General features: G+C 56.9%; 18 protein-coding genes. 2 read left to right on the top strand and 16 right to left on the bottom strand.

The features are described 5' to 3' along the window. Position 1: 1 nt before the first annotated feature. Together FHT97_RS27435 and FHT97_RS27430 are read right to left on the bottom strand one after the other, a co-directional pair. Positions 2 to 787 carry an enoyl-CoA hydratase/isomerase family protein gene (locus tag FHT97_RS27435; RefSeq protein WP_183864807.1) on the bottom strand — a complete coding sequence of 262 codons (786 nt, stop codon included), beginning with the start codon at positions 785 to 787 and terminating at the stop codon, positions 2 to 4. Then, positions 784 to 2,373 carry an acyl CoA:acetate/3-ketoacid CoA transferase gene (locus FHT97_RS27430; RefSeq protein WP_183864806.1) on the bottom strand — a complete coding sequence of 530 codons (1,590 nt, stop codon included), beginning with the start codon at positions 2,371 to 2,373 and terminating at the stop codon, positions 784 to 786. The genes FHT97_RS27435 and FHT97_RS27430 overlap by 4 nt, the downstream gene beginning before the upstream one ends. A gap of 152 nt (positions 2,374 to 2,525) precedes the next feature. On the opposite strand from FHT97_RS27430, the gene FHT97_RS27425 reads away from it, so the two are divergent. Continuing rightward, complete coding sequence (locus FHT97_RS27425) at positions 2,526 to 3,344, top strand: aldo/keto reductase (RefSeq protein WP_183864805.1); 819 nt, start codon at positions 2,526 to 2,528, stop codon at positions 3,342 to 3,344. 225 nt (positions 3,345 to 3,569) lie between these two features. On the opposite strand, the gene FHT97_RS27420 is transcribed toward FHT97_RS27425, so the two are convergent. The 7 genes from FHT97_RS27420 to FHT97_RS27390 form a co-directional block, all read right to left on the bottom strand. Then, positions 3,570 to 5,165 carry a GMC family oxidoreductase N-terminal domain-containing protein gene (locus FHT97_RS27420; RefSeq protein WP_183864821.1) on the bottom strand — a complete coding sequence of 532 codons (1,596 nt, stop codon included), beginning with the start codon at positions 5,163 to 5,165 and terminating at the stop codon, positions 3,570 to 3,572. Continuing rightward, entirely contained in the window at positions 5,165 to 6,661 is a 1,497-nt protein-coding gene (locus FHT97_RS27415; protein ID WP_183864804.1) for an aldehyde dehydrogenase family protein, read from the bottom strand. The genes FHT97_RS27420 and FHT97_RS27415 overlap by 1 nt, the downstream gene beginning before the upstream one ends. A gap of 59 nt (positions 6,662 to 6,720) precedes the next feature. Further along, positions 6,721 to 7,743 carry an alcohol dehydrogenase catalytic domain-containing protein gene (locus FHT97_RS27410; protein WP_183864803.1) on the bottom strand — a complete coding sequence of 341 codons (1,023 nt, stop codon included), beginning with the start codon at positions 7,741 to 7,743 and terminating at the stop codon, positions 6,721 to 6,723. Positions 7,744 to 7,762: 19 nt separating this feature from the next. Continuing rightward, on the bottom strand, positions 7,763 to 8,698 hold the full coding sequence (locus tag FHT97_RS27405) for an ABC transporter permease (protein ID WP_246712807.1): 936 nt from the start codon (positions 8,696 to 8,698) through the stop codon (positions 7,763 to 7,765). A 15-nt stretch (positions 8,699 to 8,713) separates the two neighbouring features. Continuing rightward, complete coding sequence (locus tag FHT97_RS27400) at positions 8,714 to 10,219, bottom strand: sugar ABC transporter ATP-binding protein (RefSeq protein ID WP_183864801.1); 1,506 nt, start codon at positions 10,217 to 10,219, stop codon at positions 8,714 to 8,716. A gap of 7 nt (positions 10,220 to 10,226) precedes the next feature. Then, the gene (locus tag FHT97_RS27395; RefSeq protein WP_183864800.1) at positions 10,227 to 11,189 is read right to left on the bottom strand and encodes an ABC transporter permease; all 963 of its coding nucleotides are present in this window, start codon (positions 11,187 to 11,189) and stop codon (positions 10,227 to 10,229) included. Between the two features lie 71 nt (positions 11,190 to 11,260). Next, positions 11,261 to 12,370, bottom strand: coding sequence for a substrate-binding domain-containing protein (locus FHT97_RS27390; protein WP_183864799.1), 1,110 nt, complete (start codon positions 12,368 to 12,370; stop codon positions 11,261 to 11,263). Between the two features lie 221 nt (positions 12,371 to 12,591). On the opposite strand from FHT97_RS27390, the gene FHT97_RS27385 reads away from it, so the two are divergent. Beyond that, on the top strand, positions 12,592 to 13,242 hold the full coding sequence (locus FHT97_RS27385) for a TetR/AcrR family transcriptional regulator (RefSeq protein WP_183864798.1): 651 nt from the start codon (positions 12,592 to 12,594) through the stop codon (positions 13,240 to 13,242). 286 nt (positions 13,243 to 13,528) lie between these two features. Here FHT97_RS27385 and FHT97_RS27380 read toward each other — a convergent pair whose 3' ends face one another. The 7 genes from FHT97_RS27380 to FHT97_RS27350 form a co-directional block, all read right to left on the bottom strand. Continuing rightward, positions 13,529 to 14,029, bottom strand: a complete 501-nt coding sequence (locus FHT97_RS27380; RefSeq protein WP_183864797.1) for a helix-turn-helix transcriptional regulator — start codon at positions 14,027 to 14,029, stop codon at positions 13,529 to 13,531. 380 nt (positions 14,030 to 14,409) lie between these two features. Continuing rightward, positions 14,410 to 16,344 carry a beta-galactosidase gene (locus FHT97_RS27375; protein WP_183864796.1) on the bottom strand — a complete coding sequence of 645 codons (1,935 nt, stop codon included), beginning with the start codon at positions 16,342 to 16,344 and terminating at the stop codon, positions 14,410 to 14,412. Next, on the bottom strand, positions 16,344 to 17,438 hold the full coding sequence (gene ugpC, locus FHT97_RS27370) for a sn-glycerol-3-phosphate ABC transporter ATP-binding protein UgpC (RefSeq protein ID WP_183864795.1): 1,095 nt from the start codon (positions 17,436 to 17,438) through the stop codon (positions 16,344 to 16,346). Before ugpC ends, FHT97_RS27375 begins: the two co-directional genes overlap by 1 nt. 3 nt (positions 17,439 to 17,441) lie before the next feature. Then, complete coding sequence (locus FHT97_RS27365; protein ID WP_183864794.1) at positions 17,442 to 19,532, bottom strand: alpha-galactosidase; 2,091 nt, start codon at positions 19,530 to 19,532, stop codon at positions 17,442 to 17,444. Then, a complete protein-coding gene (locus FHT97_RS27360) occupies positions 19,529 to 20,380 on the bottom strand; it encodes a carbohydrate ABC transporter permease (protein ID WP_183758933.1) in 852 nt (283 codons plus the stop codon). The genes FHT97_RS27365 and FHT97_RS27360 overlap by 4 nt, the downstream gene beginning before the upstream one ends. Further along, positions 20,380 to 21,288, bottom strand: coding sequence for a sugar ABC transporter permease (locus FHT97_RS27355; RefSeq protein WP_183758931.1), 909 nt, complete (start codon positions 21,286 to 21,288; stop codon positions 20,380 to 20,382). Before FHT97_RS27355 ends, FHT97_RS27360 begins: the two co-directional genes overlap by 1 nt. 59 nt (positions 21,289 to 21,347) lie before the next feature. Next, complete coding sequence (locus tag FHT97_RS27350) at positions 21,348 to 22,580, bottom strand: extracellular solute-binding protein (protein ID WP_183758929.1); 1,233 nt, start codon at positions 22,578 to 22,580, stop codon at positions 21,348 to 21,350. Positions 22,581 to 22,627: the final 47 nt, after the last annotated feature.

Raw genomic sequence — 22,627 nt, 5'->3', positions numbered from 1 at the left:
ATCACCGTCCCTTGAATTCAGGCTTACGTTTTTCCCTGAACGCCGCCACGCCTTCTGCAAGATCTTGCGTGGACGCGATCGACATGGCAGCCACCGTATCAAGCACGCGCGAGCCTTCCTCCTCCTCCGCAACGTTGATCATCATCTTGACAATCTCGGTTGCAAGCGGCGCTCGCGAGCGAAGGTTCGCGATGAGTCCTGCGGCCGTGTCGCGGCCTTTGCCTCGAGGCACCACGAACTCGACAAGTCCCGCTTCAAGTGCCTTCGCAGCGTCGAAGATTTCGCCAAAGAGCGCCATGCGACGCACCACGGACGATCCAAATCGCCGAACAGTTCTCTGGGTGCCAGACCAGCCAGGTATGACGCCGATGCCTGCCTCGGGCAGGCCTAGCTTCACCTGCTCCTCGGCAATGCGAAGATCAGCGGCAGCCGCGAGTTCGAGGCCGCCGCCAAAAGCATGCCCATTGAGCACGGCTATGACTGGCACCCGCAGGCGTGCGACGGCGTCGAACGCATCATGCCCCCGGCGAATCCAGTCGCGTCCGAACTGCTGCGGCGTCAGAGAACCCCACGCCTTGATGTCGCCACCGGCCGAGAAGACCTTCTCCCCATCGCCTGTAACGATGGCTGCACGTACTGCCGGACGACCTTCGATCGTCCGGCAGGCATCGTATATCTGCTCGATGGCGTCGGCGTCGACGGCGTTAAGGCTCTCCTTGTGCCGAAGCGTCAGAACCGCAACGTCGTCCTCGAAGGACAGAACGACCCTGGAACCATCGTCGCTCATGCCGCGTCACGCTTGTTTTGTTCCTCATGGTCCGGTCCGGGCTGGAATAGCTCGGAGTCCATCGCCTTTAAATTTGGCGAGACCAGCAGCGGCGTCTGCGCCTGATCGAGGATATGACGGTAGAGGTCGACGCCCGGCGCGACCTCCGTGACCATCAGCCCGTCCGGCGTCAGCTTCATGACGCAACGCTCCGTTACGTATGTGACGTCCTGACCCTGCGCTATGGCGCGTGTACCGGAGAACGACACCTGCTCCACCTTCCCAACGATCTTCGCGACCTTCCCCTCACGTTCGATCACGAGCTTGCCGTCCGAAACGGAGAGCTTTGCCGCGGCGTTGAAGTAGCCAGAGAACACGATCTTGCGCGCGCGGGAGGTGATATCGACGAAGCCGCCTGCCCCTGCGGTCACATGCGGTCGCGCTGAGAGTTTGGACACGTTGACCGACCCGTCCTTGTCTATCTGTAGGAAGGACAGAAGCGAGCAGTCGAAGCCGGCAGCCTGGAAATAGGCGAATTGGTGCGGAGATGCTACAAAAGCTTCCGCATTCGAAGAGCAGCCAAACTTGAAGTCGAGCAACGGAATGCCTCCGACGGCACCCTGTTCGATTACCCATGTCACCTCGCCGTGGCGCCCTTCCTCCAGCAGGATCCTGGGAACGTTTGCTGAGATGCCGAACCCGATATTGACCGCCCATCCAGCCTGAAGTTCGCGAGCGACGCGACGCGCTATGACCTTGGCGACGTTGAACTCCGGAAGCCGGAAGCTGTCGAGCGGACGGAAGAGCTCGCCGGAAATCGCCGGGTCGTAAGGCGTCGCGGTAGTCTGAAGCTGATCGGGAGCCTCGACGATGTAGTCGACGAGAATGCCCGGTACGCGAACGTCGTGAGGTTTCAAAGTTCCTGACTGCGCTATGCGCTTGACCTGCGCGATCACGATGCCGCCGCTGTTGTGACCTGCTAGGGCGAGCTCCATTGCCCCAAGGTAGGCACCCTCATGTTCGAAGGTGAGGTTGCCGCGCTCGTCCGCGGTACTGGCTCTGATGATCGCCACGTCAGGCTTTATCGAGGGGAAGAAGAGCCAGTCGTCGCCAGCGAAAGTCTGACGGAAGACTATTGGATCGCGCTTCGCCGCTTCGTTCATCGCACAGCCTTCCTGTCTGGGATCCACAAAGGTGTCCATCCCGACCTTCGTCAGGACGCCAGGACGAAGAGCGGCACCTTCCCTCAAAATGTCGAAAAGGACGCCGCTTGGCACGTTGTAGGCAGCAATTTCGTTACGGCCAAGCATCTGCCAGATCAACGGCGGTTCGGCCGATGACGGACCTGACGGATAGGAGCCGCCGATGATTCTCTTGATGAGGCCGGGCTGGGCCAGATGGTCGACACCTTTCGTACCGAACATGTCTCCGGCAGCAATCGGATGAATGGTCGTCAGCCCCGTCGGAGCGCCCTCTTCCCGGTATCTTTCGCCAATCGCAGCAAGCACCGCGTCGGGGCAGCAGAGACCGCTGGAAGAGTTTACCGCGACGATCGCATCGTTCCTGATCAGCGCCGCAACTTCCGCCGCGCTCTTAACCTTCGACATGGACATTCCTCCCGCCCGTTGCAAGTAACTGGTTAGTGCGTTATAGGTGGTCGGGATCGTAAGTGCAAGTTTGAAAATCAACGCGTTTCTCCGACTTTTCTGGACGGGCGCGAGCAATGATCGATTCAAGAACTGTTGGAGGAGAATTGAAGATGTCGATTTGTTTTCGGCCGGGTTTGGAACGAGCTTTTGGGACATTCCCATTGAAGGGCGAGGAGCTGATCTCCACCTTCGGAGAAGCCTATAACGTAGGATACCGCGCCTTCGACACGGCGCAGATGTACGAAAACGAAGCCGACGTCGGAGCGGCGATCTCCAGGCATGCTATCAAGCGGGAAGAGCTATTCATCACCACGAAGGTGCATCCCGACAACTACTCATCAGACCGCTTTCTCAAGTCAGTCGAGGGCAGCCTTGAAAAGCTCGGGCTGTTCCGCGTCGATCTGCTCCTCCTGCACTGGCCCGACACGTCCGGCGACAATCGCGGGATCTTGGAGCTTTTGAGGGAGGCGAAACGCGAAGGCTTGACCGAGGCGATCGGCGTTTCGAACTTCACTGCGCGGATGATGAAGGAGGCGCAGGCTCTGCTCGACGGGGAAGTCGTGATCAACCAGGTGGAATTTCACCCTCTACTCGATCAGACGGTTCTTCTGGAAGCCTCGTTCGAGAGCGGCGTGCCGCTGTCGTCTTTTTCGTCCGTGGCGCGCGGGGCGGTCTTTCGGTATCCGGACTTCGAACAGATCGGCGAGACATACGGGAAGACGGCGGCGCAGGTAGTCTTGCGGTGGATCCTTCAGAAGGGCGTCACCATCAACACCATGTCGACCAAGCCTGAAAACATAAAGGCGAACTTCGACGTGATGGACTTTGTACTTTCGAGCGTTGACATGAAGCGTATCGACGCCTTCACGACTACGAACTATCGCTGCGTAGACAGTTCCAAGGTTCCTTGGGCTCCGGAATGGGATTGATCCGGGCTGAAACGCGCCCCCGGCGTGCGAAGCCTGCCGCGGGGCTGCTCGGTGAGACACATCGAATTTGTCTAGGCTCTGGAAACGATATTGAGGACAGGGGTGCGCGCCAAATAATGGGACGTCCATCGTAGCGCGCTCCGGCGTTGGCGTGCTGAGTCGGTGTTATTGCGCAGGTGGTCGCGCGTAAGGTAGCCGGCGGCAACGGGCCGCCGGCTACGAAGTTCATCGGTTGCCGCGTATCAAGTCCGAAGCCCGTTCCGCAATCATGATCGTCGGCGCATTGGTGTTCGATCCCACCAGAGAAGGCATAGCGGAGCTGTCGCAGACACGGATTCCCTCCAATCCGTGGATGCGAAGCTTGGGATCGACAACGGACATCTGATCTACCCCCATCTTGCAAGTGCATGTGGGATGGTAGGACGTACGGCCGAAGCGCCGCGTATAGTTTTCGAAGTCTGCCTGAGTCTTGATGCTATCGTCCGGGAAGCGCACTACCCTAACGAACTTTTGAAGCGACGGCTGGCGCATGATCTCGCAACTAATCTTCACGCCCTCGACTGCGATGCGAAGGTCTTCAGGGTCCGCAAGATAGTTGGGATCGACAAGCGGTAGATCGCGAGGGTCGGCAGATCGGAGGGTTACGCTGCCACGGGATTTCGGCCGGAGTACGTAGCTGTTGAGTGTGACGCCGGACGAACCCTTTGGTACCGAGGGAACACCGGCCTCGGCGCCGGCCCCCGCTAGGAAGTGAAATTGCAGATCAGGTCGCGTCTCCGATTTGTCGCCGAACCAGAAGGCGCCGCCCTCGACCACATTTGAAGTCACCGGGCCGGAGTTGAAGAGAGCGTACTGCAGGCCGGCCCACATCATCCACGGCAGAGCATTGTACTTGTCCAGACTGTCACGGGTTTTGATCTCGGCGACGATGTCTACCCCGAAGTGGTCGCTGAGATTCTGGCCCACGCCGGGCAGATCATGGACGACAGTGACGCCTACCGATCTCAGATGGTCGGCCGCTCCCACGCCGGATTGCATCAATAGCTTGGGGGTACCGATTGCTCCGGCGGTCAGGATCACCTCGGAACTGGCTCTTGCAACATGCGTCCGGCCGTTCAGCAGGTATTCGATACCTACCGCGCGGCTTCCCTCAAACAGAATTCGCAGGACAAAGGCGTTTGTGACGAGCTTGAGGTTGGTACGATCAAGAACTGGCTTGAGGTAACCGACAGCGGCGGAGCAACGACGATTGTTGCGGGTTGTTATCTGATAGATCCCCGACCCATCCTGACGCTCTCCATTGAAGTCCGGGTTATAGGGGATCCCATACTCCTGGCAGCTTCTTGCGAAAGCCTTCGTCAGGATATTCGGTTCGGGGATGTTCGATACACCCAGCGGTCCATCTGCTCCGTGGAGCGGACCGGAGAACACGGCGTTGCCTTCTGCCTTCAAAAAGTACTTTTGGATCTGGCTGAAGTTCCAACCCTCGGCCCCCTCCTGCTCCCAACGGTCGTAGTCTGAGGGATGGCCGCGAGTGTAGACTTCCGCGTTGATCGACGAACCTCCACCCAAGACCTTCGCCTGGGCGTAGGGTATGACACGATTCATCGCATGTTTTTGCGGTACGGTTTCGAGACCCCACGTGAGGGGTCCCGTCGTCATTTTCGCAAAGCCCACCGGCATGTGAATGAGCGGGTTCTTGTCACGGTCGCCCGCCTCGATCAAACACACGGTTGCCGAAGGATCTTCGGAAAGCCGGGTCGCAAGAACGCAGCCTGCCGAACCGCCTCCGACGACGATGTAATCGAACACCTTATCCATCATGAAATCCAGGGCTGGCGCTTTGCCAGGTCGACATGGACGGATTTGATCTGCGTGTACTCTTCGACGCCGTAGATCCCGGCCTCGCGTCCCCAGCCGGACTGCTTGAAGCCGCCGAGCGGCATCTCCGGTCCGCCTGCCATGATGGTATTGACCCAGAAGCGGCCCGCCTTTACGCGACGTGTGACACTGAGCGCCTTGCTGACGTCCGACGTCCAAAGACTTGCGGCCAATCCGTAGACCGTGTCGTTGGCGATCTGAACCGCCTCGTCCACAGTTTCAAAGGTAAAGCTGGACAGCACCGGCCCGAAAATTTCGTCCGTCGCAATCTGCATGTCCCGGCTTACGCCGCTGAATAGGGTCGGCTGAATGTACTGTCCGCCTTCATGGTCGAACACCGCGCCTCCCACCAACACCTTGGCGCCGGCGGACCTTCCCTTTTCGATGTAGTCGAGGATCGTCTTGTTCTGCGCTTCAGTGGTGATCGCGCCAACTTGCGTGGCCGGATCCAGAGGATCGCCGACAATGATCTTCTTCATCTTCGCGGCTAGCAGTTCCTCAAACTCCTGGGCGACCTTGGCCTCCACGATAAGCCGGCTGGACGAGACGCAGCACTGGCCCGTGTTGAAAGAGATTCCGAACGCAGCAGCGTCGGCGGCAGATTCAAGATCTGCATCGGCAAAAACGATGATCGGGTTCTTGCCACCAAGTTCCAGACCAAGCTTCTTGAAGTTGGAGTCTGCAGCCGCATGGACGCAGGCACGACCGACCGTGGTCGACCCCGTGAAAGAGATCATGTCGATGTCGGAGTGTTCCGTCATCGCCTGACCGATCGTCCGTCCCGAACCCGTGATGACGTTGTAGGCGCCGCGCGGCAGCCCGGCCTCGTCGAGGATCTCCGCAAGGAGAAGCGTCGTGACGCTGGTCACCTCGGAGGGCTTCACGACAAGAGTGCAGCCGGATGCAAGAATGAACGGAACGCGCTCGCAAAGGATCAGGAAGGGGAAGTTCCACGGCGTTATAAGACCCACGACACCGATCGGCTCGCGCAAGACCATCCCAAACAGGTTCTTTCCGAGATTGTTGAAGCTGTCTCCGTGGAGCGCGCGTGCGGCACCTGCCCCCGTCTCGAAGCATGCGATGCAGTGATCGATTTCGCCAAGCGCCTGAGAGATAGGCTTGCCGTTTTCCAGCACCTCCCAGTACGCTACCTCTTCGCGGCGCCGCTTCATGATTTCCGCTGCGCGAAGAAGGACGCCAGCGCGTTCAGCGCCGGAAATGTCCGCCCACGATCCGTTTTCGAAAGCTCTCCGAGCCGCGGCAACGGCATCGTTCAGGTCTTCGACGGTGCATCGTACGGTACGCGATACGGGAACGCCGTGGCCGGGCGAGGCCCGTTCGAACCGCTCGTCTCGGCCTTTCCATTGGCCATCGATGAAATAGCCGAATTCTTTTGGTTCGGCCGGAAGGCGGTGCCTTGGTGCAAGCTGGTCCATTATTTCCTCCATCGTCTATTTCATCGCTTAACGGCGAGCTAGATTTATCAGAACGTTACTTATGCCACTTGGAGCTGGGTTTTAAGATCGTGAATTCTTGTCGGCAGGCTCTCGAAAGCTTCCTGTATCTGGCCGATCGGAAATACCGCGCCTGTAAAGCGCCTCAGATCGAAACGTCCGCTTGCCAGCAGCTTTAGCGCCTGATGCATGTCTTCTCCCATCGCCGCCACCGAGCCCTTCAGGCCGTTTTCCTCAAGCACTGTTGTGAGAATTGGAAGAGCAACTTTGTCCTGAGGCCCGGTGATGCCAAAGAAGGCCACGTGACCGCCCTTTCGAATGAGGTCGAAAGCGAGCTCGTAAAGCTTGGGCAAGCCGACACTCTCGATGACGAAGTCGGCTCCGATGCCGCGGGTCGCCCGAAAGACTTCGCCCTTCAGGAGTGCCGGGTCTGAGATCGCGACGTCGGCGCCGGCCTCAAGCGCGGCCGCGCAACGTTCGGACGAGAGATCGAAGACAACGATGGGTGCGGCCCCAACCAGCCGCATCATCTGGACATGAAGATTCCCAACAGGACCCGCGCCGAGCACTACGACGGAGTCGCCGATGCCGACGCCAGCTTTCTTGGCTGCTCTGACGACGCACCCGACGGGCTCGGTGAGAGCAAGGGCTTCCGGCGGTACGTCTTCAGGTGCTGGGATTACCAGCCTGGCCGGAACTGCCACGTATTCTGCAAAGGCGCCATCTCGGCTTATCCCGATCTGCTCGACTTCGGAACAGTTGAGGATTTCGTTGCGACGACACCAGTAGCATGCCCCGCAGCCGATGTTGATGTCCGCAACCACTGACTGGCCGATTTCCAAGTTCCGGACGCCCTCACCTTTCTCCGCTACGAACCCGCAGAACTCATGTCCGGGGATCATCGGAAGGGCTTCGGCCGCGTAACGCCCGTGGAACATGTGAATGTCGGTCCCGCATATCCCTACCTGGGCGACCTTGACGAGAACGTCCTCGCGGCCGATCGGCGGAACCGGCACGTCGCGCAGTTCGAAGCGCCCAGGCTCGACCAGAACCGCGGCTCTCATGGTTTCACCCGCATCCATCTCACTTCACCGTCTTCAGCTTGGACCGGTCGATCGTCAGGGCAATCGCTATGATCAGAACGAGGCCAAAGACCATCTGCTGCTGCGTGGCTTCGATGCCGAAGTAGAGCATCGAGGAGCGAATTACGGCAACGATCATCGCGCCGATCGCCGTGTTGAGAACGCCTCCGACTCCGCCTGTGAGTGGTGTGCCGCCCACCAGAACCGCTACGATCGCGGGGAGAAGGAAGCCGTTGGCGATAGTAGGCGCGCCTCCCGACAGCTTCACCGCAAAGAGCAGACCTGCGATGGCTGCAAATCCCCCTGATATCGCAAAAGCGAGGATCTTGTAGAAACCAACGTCGACGCCCGATGCCGCAGCAGCAGGTTCACCCGCCCCTACTGCCTTGAACACCCGGCCAAGCCGCGTGCGGCGCTCGATGAACAGGCAGGTCAGAAGGAGACCAGCAGCTATGAAAAGCTCGTTTGGAACAATTCCGACATGACCGATCATCCAGCCGAAAGTCTCGTCTCGCTGCGTCGCATCCATGTTAAGCGCTCGTTGACCCGACAGCCACTGGGCTACCGAGAACGCGAGACCACCAACTGCAAGCGTGCTGATGAACGAGGGCACGAAGAGGCGCGTTGTCGCATACCCGGAAATCATGCCAAGCACGAACCCACAGGCTATGCAGAGGACGCCAACCCATGCACCAAGGCTTGCCAGGTAGACGGAGGCGATGACGGTTACCATGTTCGCCATCGATTGCGCCGACAGGTCAATCCCGCCGATGTAGATCGCGAAGGTCAGTCCAAGCGCCATTATAAACAGGGGCACGATGTCGCCCGCGAGTTCCAGCAGGTTCGTGAGTCTCAGGAAGTCCGGGTTTGGTATCCCGACGATCGCAAGAAGCGCCACGAGCGTAATCCAAGGGAGATGAGGTTTTAGCCGGTTCATGTTCATTTCGAGACCTCAGATCATGTAATGCAGAAGGTCGAAGAGCGAGGGCTTCGAATCTGTCTGATACGGGAACGACTTCGTCACGCGCCCGTCCTTGATGACGACGATCGTGTGGGCAAGACCGATTGCTTCCTCCAAAGTGTCTGCAACGAGCACGATACCGACGCCTTGGGATGACATATCCCGGACCATCTCGTACACGTCCTCCTTTGCGCCAATGTCGAGCCCGCGCGTGGGGTGATCGAGCAGCATGATATCCGATCCGCCTGACCTCCACTTTGCCAGCACCACCTTCTGCTGGTTCCCGCCCGATAGATTGCCGCAGTCGGCATATTCGGAATGCGCCTTGATAGACAGCTTCCGGATCCAGTCGCGCGCAAGCGATCGCTCCTCCCCAACCCTCATGACGCCCGCGTTGGACCTGCGTCCGAGTTGCGAGAGAGTCATGTTCTCGTACACGTTCATCCCGGCGACGATGCCCTCGACCTTGCGCTCCCTCGGAACGTAACCGAGGCCCATGGCGACCGCGCGCATTGGGTTGAATCGGGATGGCGACTTTCCTTTGATTCTCAACCGCCCCTTGGTCGGAGACAGCATCCCGTAGATCGCCCTCATGATGCCTTCGCGTCCCGAACCCTCCGTACCGACCAGGCAGACGACTTCGCCGGCGTGTACCTTGAGCGATACGTCACGGACTTTTCCGGGCAGCGAAACGTTGTCAAGTTCAACGAGGACCTTTGACGCGTCGTACGGCACCTGCTTTGTCTCGCGATAGTATTCGCGATCGATATTGCGTCCGACCATCTTGTGCTGGATGGCGTCTACGTCCGCGTCGCCGCTCTTGACCACGTCCACAACGTGGCCGTCCTTCATGACGTAGACGCGGTTACTCAACTCCATGACTTCGTCCATACGATGGGAGACGAAAATGAAGGAGGCGCGTGTGGTCAGCTCGCGTACGAGCTTGAAGAGCAGCTTCACCTCTTCCTGGCTCAGTACGGAAGTCGGCTCGTCGAGCAGGATGATGAGGTCGCCCTTTACGCGCTCCTCGAGCGTCAGTACCTTTGCAAGTTCGACCAGCTGTCGCTGCGCGAACGAAAGCTTAGACGTCGTGGTCGCTGGATCGATATCTAGTTTTACTTTCGCCAGCTGAAACCGCGCCGCTTCCGCCATCGCCCGCCAGTTGACCACGCCCGCCCTTGTGAACTGCGCCTCGTAGCCAAGGAAGATGTTCTCCATCACGCTCAGATTGGAGATGAGAGACTGTTCCTGGAAGACCATGCCGATGCCGTGTTCCATGGCCTGGCGCGGGTTGGCGAACCGCACCGCCTTGCCGTTGATGGTCACGTGGCCGGAGTCGGGTTGGTAGGCGCCGTAGATCACCTTCATCAGGCTCGATTTGCCTGCGCCGTTCTCGCCGACGAGGCCGACAATCTCGCCGCGCCCGATCTCGAAGTTGACGGCCTTGAGCGCATGTACGCCGGGAAACCGCTTGTCGACTGCTTTCAACTGAAACATGACAGCCTCACTTCACGAAGGAGATCGAGTAGCGGTCGGTGGAAAGCACGACCGATAGGATGACGAGAGCCCCCAGCACGCCCTGCTGCATGAAATCGGGCAACCCGATAACGACCATGCCGTTGTTGATCACCCCGACGATTAGAACGCCAACCAGCGCGTTCCAGACGCCGCCTATTCCGCCCCACAGCGCGACGCCGCCTACCACTACCGAAGTGATTGATACGAACATGAAGTTAGCGCCCGTGATCGACTCCGCCTGACCGATGCGGCCAACGACCAAGATCGCTGCCAACGCGTAAAAGAGCCCAGCCAAGCCAAAGCCCAGGATGCGTACCCTTCCCACGTTGACGCCTGAAGCATGAGCAAGGTCCTCGCCGCCGCCCACCGCATAGAAGTTTCGGCCGAGGATCGTGTAGCGCTCGATGAACCCGGCTACCAGAAGACCGAGCAACGCGACGTATACCATGATCGGAAAGCCGAGGAAGCGAACGGTCAGCATACCGCGGAAGATGGGATCGGACACCTTCACTATATCGCCCCCGGTCAGAAGGATGCCGGCACCGGTCCCTATAAAGCCCATGGCAAGACTTGCCATGAAAGACGGTATTCGAAGGCGTACATGCACGAGGCCGTTCACGATTCCAATCAGCCCGCCGATCAGCAGCGCCAATGGGATGGCAATCCAGCCAAGTCCGGCGAGCGATCCACCCAAGGCCGCGAAAATGTAGGCGAACAGCACGGCGGTGAGTGTCACCGCTCCTTCCATGGACAGGTCTATCGACCCCATAACGATGATGAACGTAACGCCGACGGCGACCATCAACGCGGGGGCCGCCGCAACGGCAATACGTGAAAAGTTCCGGACGGAGAAGAACGTTGGATTGATGGCTGTGAACAGGATCACAAGGGCTACGAGCACCAGCAGGGGCGCCCACTTAATAAAGTTCTCTCGCGATACCGATACCATCGACCGCTCCTCCACCTCTATCCAAGAACTAAGGCTGCGCACCCACTCCCAGCGCGCGCAGCCAACCCTTATCAGCCGCTGTACTTGATCTGGCCCTTGGTCGGGGTCCAGAAGTCTTTCCAGTCGTATTTCGGCGTCTGGTCCATGTACTTTGTCTTGAAGTCGGCAGCGTCCTTCTGGGTGATCAGGATCGTCGGGCCGTAGAACTCGCGATGTTCCTTAGGCTCTTCCGACGGCTTGAACGCGCCGGTGGCAGCGTAGTATGCGAGCGCGGCGGAAATGCCACCACCCCAATGAGGATTGGTGAACACCGTCGCGAGCAGTTTCCCTTCCATGACGAGCTTCACGGCGTCCGGATTGCCATCGTAGGAAACGATCGGCATGTCGTCGATACCCTCGGCACGCAGCGCCTCGATGACGCCGTAGGCGATGTTGTCATTCGCGCAATGCACGCCCTTGATCTTGTCGCCGTAGCGGGTCAGGAAGGACGACATGAGTGCGGCCGCCTTCTGGGTGTCCCAGTCGGCCGGCTGCGCGTCGAGGATCTCGATCTTCGGGTATTCCGCAGCCGCTTTCTTGAGGCCAGCCAAACGCTCGATGGCAGGATTGTTCGCCGCGATGCCGCCGAGGTGGACGACGCCACCTTCGCCTCCAATCGCTTCAAAGAGGATCTTCGCCGTCTGGGACGCCGGCTCGATGTCGGACCATGTCATGTGGCTCACGTAGTTGTCGCCGAAATCCCAAGGATGCAGGTCGTCTGTCTTATTCCAGATCGTCGAAATGTAACCACCGGCCGCCTTGACGGCCTCGACGACGGGACGTGCATTGGGGCTGTCGTTGGCGTCGCAAGCGATAGCGCATTTGCCGTTGTTCTTGGCGAGGAACGCCTTGATATCCGCGAGTGACTTTTCTGACGAACCTTCGTTGATCAGGCTCACAAGATCGCCCTTCTGCTTTCCGATGGATTCGACGAACGCTTCGCCGCCGGAGACGATAGCGTTCCAATAAGCGTTCGCGCGGTCACGGTAGCTCCAGCCGATCGCCGGGTCGCTGATTGCGGCGCGGGCGGCACCACCAAGACCGGGCACCATAAGTGCCCCGGCCCCAACTGCGGAAGCGAGCATGAAATTGCGGCGCGAGACCATCTCGCGTTCGATGAAGTCCTTGATAAAGGTCGACATGACTTTCCTCCCGTTACGGTCAAAAATACGTCGTTGAGAAGCCGCCGGCGCGCCGTTCTCGAGACGCTGGCCATCGAAGCTTTTCCTCGAAACGCACTAACCAGTTACTTGGTAGTGGGGGTGTTCGTCAAGTCCAAACTGTTGACGCCCGTCTACTTTTATGCACCAACTGGTTCGTGTATATTGACGTCTGGTTGCATCATTCTCTCGGAGACGAAGCATTGGATACGAAAACGAAAACAGCAAAGACGGTCAAACCCCCGCGGGACGCGGAAGCGACAAAGGCGCGCATTCTGGAGGCCGCCAAAAAGGAATTCGCCCGCAACGGCCTCGCCGGAGCACGAGTTGATGTGATCGCGGAGCGATCGCTCAACAACAAGCGCATGTTGTACCATTACTTCGAGAGCAAGGATAAGCTCTTCCAGATGGTTCTGGAGCAGGCTTATGTCGATATCCGAACCGCGGAGCAGAAACTCAACCTCGAGGCTCTGGATCCCAAGGAAGCCCTCGAAACTTTCGTCAGGTTCACCTGGGGCTACTACCTCAAGCACCCGGAGTTTATCACCCTAGTCAACAGCGCCAACCTCCATCGCGCAAAGCACCTGAAAGGCTCGCAAGTCATCAAGGCTACCAACCGCAAGCTCGTCAGCCTCGTAACCGGAATCCTCGATCGCGGCGTCGAAGCCGGAGTATTCCGCAAGGGCATCGATCCAGTGCAGCTCAACATAACCATCGCTGCGATCGGATACTACTACCTCACCAACCGCTTCACCGGGTCCATCATCTACGAACGGGACCTGATGGACAAGGACGCGCTCGATCAACGAGTCGCTTTCAACGTCGAAACGATTATGAGGATGGTCTGCGCATAGCAGGCCTCACCTACTCCTTGTTCAACGCCGCTTGAGCACACGCCACGTCCTCGAAGTCCTGTGCCCCTACGGTCCGATGCCTCCGGCGACGACACCCTCACGTTTGATTGGCAAGCCGCCGCCCCAAACAAGAAGCCGCTCAAGGTTAGGGGTACACTCCGGCCCTAAAGGACCGGGCTTCCCGTCCACCGGTGGCCACGGCCTCCGGCAAGGGGAAACGTTTGTCACCAAGCCGCCCGTGCCCCGCCGAGGGTTTCCGACTTGGGTCTGAGAAACCGACATCATCTCATTGCCGTTGCGCACCAGCGTTTTGTTCACCGGGTTCAACCCCGTCGGGAACGTTGACGGTTGCACGGGGCACATTCGCGTTGACGCGATCGGACATGTGCCTTGCAACTGGACGAGGCGTCGAACGCACGACGTATGCTCGCAAAAGCTCGATTATTGCGGACCTCGTCTTTTGGCTTGGGATTTTCGAAAAAGCGATATTGAGTTCCATCCCCTCTTTCGAATTGATACCACTAACAAACTCAATACCGTTGAAATCTCTGCGTGTGCTAGGTTCCGGAAAGAAATACGAAATCGGTACATTGAGGGCAGCAGCAATCTCAGACAGTCGACCGCTCCCTATTTGGCTGACCCCCTGTTCGTATTTCTGAATCTGTTTGGAAGCTATTCCCACTATCTCCGCCAGAGAAAACTGAGACATTCCCAGAGCCCTACGACGCTCTCGAATTTTTCCTCCGACCTCTAGGTCGACGGCTTGTGCTGACTTAGGTCTGGGCATTGACCGCTCCTAATTGCGCGACTGGCGAATTGCTACGTGCGCACAGCTGGCTCGGATCACTCACGTATTCGTGCTGTTAAGGCTGCGGACGGAGGGCAGCGCAACACCGACAGATAAGCGATTTATTTGGTCGACACATTCCACGTTAACCCGCAAAGCCCATACCAAAACTTGCTCTTTTCTGGAGCCGCAGGAAAAGCTCGCCTCGGTGCTAGCGCCGTTTCCACCGATAGCGTCGGGAAACGTCGCCGACCGTGAGAAAACTATACCTCTCCATAATTGACATGGCATTGGCCGATCGTGGAGTTAGTGAGTAGTCCCGCTACCGTTGAACGACATACGAGCCGCACAATCCGCCATCGATTGCGCAGCTCTAAGACTCAGCGATACGCCGCCAGCGATTGAGGCAGCACGGCCTTTCCTCCAAGGATGAACTCACCTTCGAAGGGAAGATTCCACGTCTCCGAGCCATAGTTAAAAGCGAACGTCACCTCTCCCCGACGCCTCATCCTGATAGACTCTGGTAGTTCAAACGTTTGCACGTTTGCTTTTCCTGCCAAGAGAAGCACGACCTCAGACAAGAGTTGTTCGTCAGGCCAGCAGGAAAGATAGTGGTAATTTCCATTCCTTGTAAGCGCAGCGTCACCGTCAGAAAACCTGGAAAGGACTTCAGTGTCAGGAGAGCATGCGAGTTGCTCTTTCCACCGCTGGGCGGAGCCGCTCGCCGACCCTTCGACGTTGTAAGTCAGACCAGGCCGCAGGGACGAGACTTGCAACACTGCTGCCCCGACTAGACTTGCGAGTGGACCAGGGGGCAGATTCGCAGGAATCTTGAATTCTCGTGTACGAGATCCGGACCTCGGCCCAAAGAGAACTTGCCCATCAGCATTGTCGAATGCGGACTCCGCCGCGTCTGAGACATGCATGAGGCAAGGGACCAGGACAATCTTGTAACCTACTAGACTTTCACCCGGCCGCACAAAGTCAACGTCCAGCCCAAGCCGGCGCACCGCCTCGTACCACCTAAAAGCCAGTTCCTCAAAGCGGAAATCTTTCCCCTGCGGTTGTATGACGCTTCCAAAATAGGTTTCGTAGTCATAAACGATTGCAACGGGAGCCTTGGCCACCTGTCCCAAGGGCCCAACCACCGCTATTTCCTGTGCTACCTTCTCTGCTTCAGTGCCGCCCGCTGACAAATCGTGCAGTCCTGGTAAATTCAGCCCCGCATGCATCTGCTCCTGAGCAAAAGGGGCTTGCCGCCAGCGGAAATAGCTTACGACTTCCGCTCCGTGAGCAAGCCCTTCCCAAGTCCAGAGTCGCACCATGCCGGGCTTAGGAATGGGGTTCCAGGGAGCCCAATTCACCGGACCGGGTTGTTGCTCCATGATCCAAAACCTGCCTTTTCCGACCCCACGGTACAGGTCATGGTGGAACGCGGCAATATCGGGGTGAGATGTCTCAGCCCAGCGTGTCCGCTCCGCGTCACTGAACGGGAACTTTTCAACGAAACCGATTGGATAAGAATCCCATGACGCGAGATCGAGATTGTCCCCGACTTTCCAATGATCGAAGTCGTTTACGAACCCCATGAAATTGTGCGTAATCCAACGTCCTGGAGAATTCTTGCGGATGATTTCGCATTGCATACTGTCGTATGCCGCGACTTGATCAGAGTGGAAGCGCCAAAAGTCCATTCTGGCTGCCGGATTAGCCTCCGTCACAGTCAGGTTTGGCAGTGAAACATCTTCGAAGTTCTGGATTTCCATCGACCAGAACACCGAGCCCCAGGCTTCGTTCAGTTGTTCAGTAGACTGGTAGCGCAAACGGAGCCACTTGCGATAGGCTTTCAGATCTTCGAGACCCCACGACAATATCGTCTCGTGACAACCGTATTCGTTGTCAGTTTGCCAGCCAACCACAGCAGGGTGCGATCCAAAACGGGAAGTGACCGCTTCAACGATGCGCCTAGACTCCTCCCACCAACGCTGCGACGAGAAGGTGTAGTGCCGTCGAGATCCAAAACCTCGAACCCTCCCCTGTTCATCGATGGGAGCGATTTCCGGGAACTCGTCCATAAGCCATTTTGGGGGGGTGGCAGTCGGAGTGCCAAGTACGACTTTGAGTCCATGCGATGCAAGCGCATCGATCGCACGTTCCATCCAGTCGAATTCGAACTCGCCGCGACGAGGCTCCAGCCGCGACCATGCGAATTCTCCGATACGGACGAAGGAGATGCCCAAGGCCTTCATCCTGCAAGCGTCGGTGTTCCACCAGCTTTCGGGCCAGTGCTCCGGATAATAGCATACGCCAAGCATTATTTCCTCAGGTCCCCATTCAGAATGGCCACGCCTTCGTCATCGAAAAGATGACAAGCTGAAGCCGTCAATTTGAGATCGATATTGTCCCCAGCCTTTGCATCGTTCAGACCATCGGACTTGACCGCGACTGACGAGCCGTTCGCAAGTTCAGCATAGAGCATCGTTTCCGAACCAAGGTGCTCGGCTAAAACGATGCGGCCCTTCAACAATGCCGCTGGTTCGCCCTGCTGATTGAGGTGCTCCGGTCGAATGCCCAAAGTGACCGGTGCTCTGCCGGTTGGGCATTCCGTCGCAGGGAGCGTGACCTGCGCCCCTCCTGGAAGCGAAACAATGGTTGCGTCCGGGGAGAATGTGGCATCTGCACGAATGAAGTTCATCTTCGGTGAACCGATGAAACCAGCGACAAATACGTTTCTCGGCCGGTGGTAGAGGTCCAAGGGCGAACCTACCTGCTCGATTAACCCGTTTTGCAAAACCACGATTTTATCCGCCATTGTCATGGCTTCCACCTGGTCATGTGTGACGTAGATCATAGTGCTTCTCAAGTCTTGGTGGAGCCGGCTGATCTCAGTTCTCATCTGTACACGAAGCGATGCGTCCAAATTTGAAAGTGGTTCGTCAAAAAGGAAGACTCGCGGGTTTCGCACTATCGCTCTCCCGATCGCCACTCTCTGCCGCTGGCCACCAGAGAGTTGCGAAGGCTTGCGGTCAAGCAAACTCGAGAGTTGGAGCATATCCGCCGCAGCTTGTATTCGAGTGCTGATTTCGGACTTGGAGTGGCCCGTCATTCTCAAACCAAATCCAATGTTCTCAGCTACGGTCATATGGGGGTACAACGCATATGACTGAAAGACCATTGCGACTCCGCGTTGCGCCGATCCGACCCGCGTCATGTCCGACCCGTCAATCTTGAGTTCGCCGGAGGATATGTCCTCGAGCCCGGCAATCATCCTTAGGAGAGTTGACTTCCCGCAGCCTGAGGGTCCTACAAAGACGCAAAACTCTCCATCCTCGATGGTGAGGTTCACACCTTTGATCACTTGCGCAGCACCGAAAGCCTTTGTTACGCCCTGAAGGGTCACGTTGCCCATATTTTAATCCTCTAAAGCTTCAAATTCCAAAAGCATTGCGCTTTCGGGTCTTAGCATCGGTAAATGGAGGCCGACGGAAGCTATCGTTGCAGCAGTGAACACAACTTTTCCTCCGAGCATATCGTCCTGACTTTGAGAAGTGCGCACAAACTCCGGCGTTAGAGGATGGACCCGCGCAATGCGCCACAGACGCCCGGCAGGACCTTGCAAGGCCAACTTGACCGGTGGTGGTTGTTCGCTAATCATCTGCGGGCCTTGGGCTACAAATGCGACTGCCAAATCCGGTCGGGTAGCGCCCCAAACGTAACGCCCATCGAGCGGCTCCTGCCTGAAATTGCTAGCCCCATCTGATCCGTGGAGTAGCGGCCTTAAGCGCTTATGTAGGGATATCCAAGACTTGAGTTCATTCTTCTCTTCCGCGGTCAATTCAAGTGGGTTCAATTCGACACCAAGATGGTAGCCGAGCGCCACAAGAGCTCGGAACGAAAGACTAAGGATTCTGCCTGTCTGATGATTTGGCGACGCTGAAATGTGCGCGCCAAGAACTTCGGGCGGTAAAAGTAAAGATGCGCCGCGCTGTATTTCGAGACGGTCAACGGCGTCCGTGCAGTCGGAAGTCCAGACGCGCTGCGCCCTGCCCAGTACGCCGAAGTCGATCCTGCCGCCACCAGATGCGCAGCTCTCGATCTCTACGCGGGGGAAAGAAGATCGGATGCGATCCATCAGACGATAGACAGCGTGGGTTTGCGCAGACGTCCGAGGTCGGCCATCGGTGCCGCCGACATGCGTCAAGTCGCGGTTCATATCCCATTTAATGTAGGATATTGGCTGTTCTGCAAGGAGACGCGACATCGTCAGGAACAGGTATTCGCTCACCTCGGACCGTGTCAAATCCAGGACGAGCTGATTTCTAGACAACAGGAGCGGACGTCCTTCAACGTGAAGTACCCAATCTGGATGTTCGCGGTAGAGTGTCGAAACGGGGTTGACCATCTCCGGTTCGAACCAAATTCCAAATTGCATTCCGAGATTGGTTACGTGATTAGCCAATTCCCGTAGGCCTGACGGGTATTTGCGCCGGTCGACGATCCAGTCGCCCAAGCTCGTCGTGTCGTCGTCTCGTTGACCAAACCAACCGTCATCGAGAACGAACCGTTCAATTCCTAGCTCCGCCGCGGCATCCGCCTGCGATCTGAGAGAGGCAATCTTGTGATCGAAGTAGTTTCCTTCCCACGTGTTGAGGGTCACTGGTCTCTCGGACATTGCCCCGCCCGGCCAGGTTATGAGCTCCGTTCTGACGAACGAATGCAAATCCTCGGATCTCTTGGCGGCGTAGGCAGTCGGACTGACGTAGCTCTCACCGGGCCCCAATTGAATCTCGCCAGGCTCAAAGAGTTCGCCGAGATGGACCAGCCGTCGTCCATCATCCAAAGTGTCCACCGCGATCACGTGGTTTCCACTCCAGCCAAGGTGAAACACGAATTCCTCGCTTCCAACCCTTGTCGCGATGGTAGGGTATCGATCATGGGACGTCCGCCCCCGTCGGTTTTCCTGCAGCCAAATACCTGGATTGAGGTGAGCTTGTCGCTTCTGAAATTCCCTTCCCCACATTCCTGTGAGACTGGTGATCGTCCCTGGTCCCTCTGAAACCAGAAAACTGCCGGCCATGCATCGATCAAGCGTGTAGGAAGAGTTGCCTCTGTTGGTTAACTCGGTAGATGTCGTTAGTATGCTACATTGTGAAGCGGTTACGAGAATTGAGATCTCTATGCCTGCGACAGCATCGATGGCGTTTAGCCTGTGGGCGTTCCCGTCGCGCGCAATTCGCCAATTTTGGAACTGCAGGGTAAAATCTTTGCCGCCTCTATGTCCCGAAATCGCCGGCCATCCGAAGAATCCCATCCCGGTTACTGGCAGAAGGACAGCAGATGGCACGGAAATATCCATGCCATTAACCCGGCTCGCGCGATGAACGGTGACTGCCGAGATTTCTTCGGCTATCGGGCCAAGATGGATAATTTCGGGCATACCAAATTCGGGTAGTCGGATAACGAGTGAAACCTGCCCGCATTCGATCGTATGGACATTCGTCATCCCTTTGTCGCTCCGAGTGTTAGACCAGCGATGAAATGGCGCTGCATAAAGAAGAACATAAGAACAGGCGGCAGTGCGGCTACGATCGATCCAGCAGATACCAAATGCCACGCGGCAACCCACTGGCCGTTAAGGCTGCTAAGCCCGGCGGTGACTGGCATTGCGCCGTCACCCTGTATAAGCACGGTAGCCCAAAAATAGTCGTTCCAAACAAATGTGAAGATCAAAACGGAGAGAGCTGCGATGGCCGGCCGCATCAAGGGAAGGACGATATGTATGAATATCCTCAACTCCGAAACCCCATCCACCCTGGCAGATTCGATTAGAGCAAAGGGCAGTCCCTTGATAAAGTTACGCATGAAAAGCGTACAGAAGCCGGTTTGAAACGCCACATGAAACAACACCAATCCGGTGATAGTGTCATACAATCCCAGTCTCAAAGTCAGGTCACGCACAGGGACCATCAAGATTTGGAACGGTATGAAGTTGCCGGCCACAAAAACAAAGAAAAGTAAAAGGCCTCCTTTGAATTTGTAGATCGCGAGAGCAAATCCACACAGACAAGACAGCCCAACTGCCGCGATAACCGTTGGAATTGTCATCTTGAATGAGTTGAGGATGTAGTGCCCTATTGGGGAATTGATGAAAACAGCTGAGTAATTTTCAACCCCGGCAAATCCTGATGGCAGACCGAAGTAGTTGCCCGCAGCAAGATCTCCCGAAGGGCGTATGGACGTCAGGGCGACCCCAATCAGAGGTAAAAGCCACACCAACAGTGCAATTGGAAGAACTACTTGGTAAGCGATGGACGCCCCTCGCCCGGCCTTTTGTACAGGTGTCGGAAACATCAGGCGTTCCTCTCTTGGCGCAGCATTCGAATGATAAAGAACGTGATGAACACCATCATTATAAGGAAAAGAACGACTGCAATTGCCGCGCCGTATCCCATCCGAAACCCGTACTCGGAAAGCGCTTGTTCATACATGTAAAACGAGAGAACGCGGCTGGAACCATAGGGCCCGCCCGCCGTCATGACGGAGACGAGATCGAAGGAGCGCAGAGCACCGATTACTGTCACAACTATTGCGATGAAGGTTGCAGGTCGCAGCTGAGGCAAGACGATAAACCAGAACAGGCTCCACCCGGAGGCGTTGTCCATACGGCCAGCTTCGATTTGCTCGGGGTTAATGTTGTTCAAGCCAGTAAGATAAAGGATCATACAATAGGCGATCTGTGGCCAAAGCCCGGCTGCGATGATGCCGTAAGTTACGAACCTCTCATCCGCCAGGATTGCAACCTCGGTGCCCGTGAGCGCCTTGATAAGCGCCGACAGCAGTCCGAAGTCGGGAGCGTAAAACCACGTGAAGATTAGGCCGACGACAACCTGACTAATAACAAAAGGAAAGAAAAATAGAGACTTGTAGATCCTAATTCCAGCTACGGTTTGATTAAGGAACATTGCCGCGGCTAACCCTGCTGGCACGGCAAGAAGATATAGAACGAGCCAAATGAGGTTGTTCGTTAGCGAGGTATAAAAAGCCTCGTCTGAGGCAAGCTCCACATAGTTTGCAATACCGATCCAAGTCTTCTGACCGAGACCGTCCCAATCATAGAAGCTGATCCAGACTGACTGAAAGATGGGAATGATTACATAAATGGCGAACATCAACAGACCGGGAGCAAGAAACAGCCATGGAGCCATTACGCGCTGATTTCGCTGCCAAAACGTCTGCTGATTGATAGACGATCTACCCATCTCGATACAGTCCTTATTGAGAAGTGCGGCTGCCGGACCCCAACCCGGCAGCCTTCCTATTACTTGTAGGCGCGAGCCCGGACTTTCTCCAGGCGTGCAAGGATAGCGTCGAGCTTCTCTGGCTTAACCATAAACTGCTGGAAACCTTCCATTCCCGCTTTTGCCATCTCTGCTGGCGCGTCACGATCGTAGAACTGCGCAAGTCCCTGTGCTGCGGATAGCATTTGGAAGCCTGCCTTGAGGAACTTGTCTTCGGGCTGAGGTGACTTGTTGTTCACGGGAAGTTGGCCAAGTGTAACGTTCATTTTAGCCTGGGCCTCCGGCGTAGCGAGATACGCAAGGAAGGTTTTCGCGTCCTCTTTGTTTTTCGCAGCCGCCGGAATATGGAAGGTGTCCGTAGGCGCTTCTTCGGCCGCCGGGAGACCTTCCGTGATGGTCGGGAACTGAAGGAAGCCAATTTGATCCTCCTTAAGGCCACCGTCCTTCATTGGAGCCACTGCGAAGTTACCCATCAGGTACATTGCAGCCTTGCCCTGCACGAACTGCGGGATCGCGTCCTGCCAGTCGAGAGCAGCGTGATTTTCGAGGAAATAACCGGGCTTCACCAGCTCTGACCACTTTTCAAAGACGGCCTTTACCTTGGGATCCGTGTAGGGCACCTGCCCGGAGGTCAACTTCATATGGAAGTCGTAACCGTTCACACGCAGATCGAGATAGTCAAACCAACCGCCGGCCGGCCATAGGGCTTTTGTGCCTATGGCAAAGGGCGTCACGCCGGCGGCTTTGAGTTTCTCGCTAGCGGCAAGAAGTTCGCTCCAGTCCTTCGGGGGCTCAATACCCTTGTCCTTGAAGATGTCTGCGCGGTAATAAATACCCCATTGATAATAGGTATATGGGACGCCCCACTTTTTTCCATCGATCGTCATTGCCGATGCGGCTGACTTCAGTTGGTCATCAAGCCCGTTGGCTTGCCAAACATCCGAAACGTCGGTGAAGAGACCGGCCTTTACAAACGGTTCCATACGATTTCCTGCGTACCACGCGACAACATCCGGGGCATCAGCCGTCAGGAAATTGCGGATCGCAGACTTATATCCTTCGTGGTCGAAGTTGTTCCATTTGACCTTGATGTCTGGATGTTTGGACTGAAAGTCGGCGATAAGCTCTTCCATTGCTTTCTTGGGCGCGGGATCGGAGTGGTCCGAGTTGAGCACGATTTCACCCGACAATGCCGCGGAAACGCCCATCGCATAGCTGAGCGCGACCGCGCCCAGACCAAAGAACTTCTTCATGGTTTACCTCCCGGTGTTGAACTGCAAGCCGCTCGCGCTTCTCTCCC

Origin of the sequence: Rhizobium sp. BK399, assembly GCF_014194695.1 — a bacterium.
GTDB lineage: Bacteria > Pseudomonadota > Alphaproteobacteria > Rhizobiales > Rhizobiaceae > Rhizobium.
The sequence above is the reverse complement of the archived record's forward strand: the minus strand, read 5'-3'. Positions and strand labels throughout refer to the sequence as shown.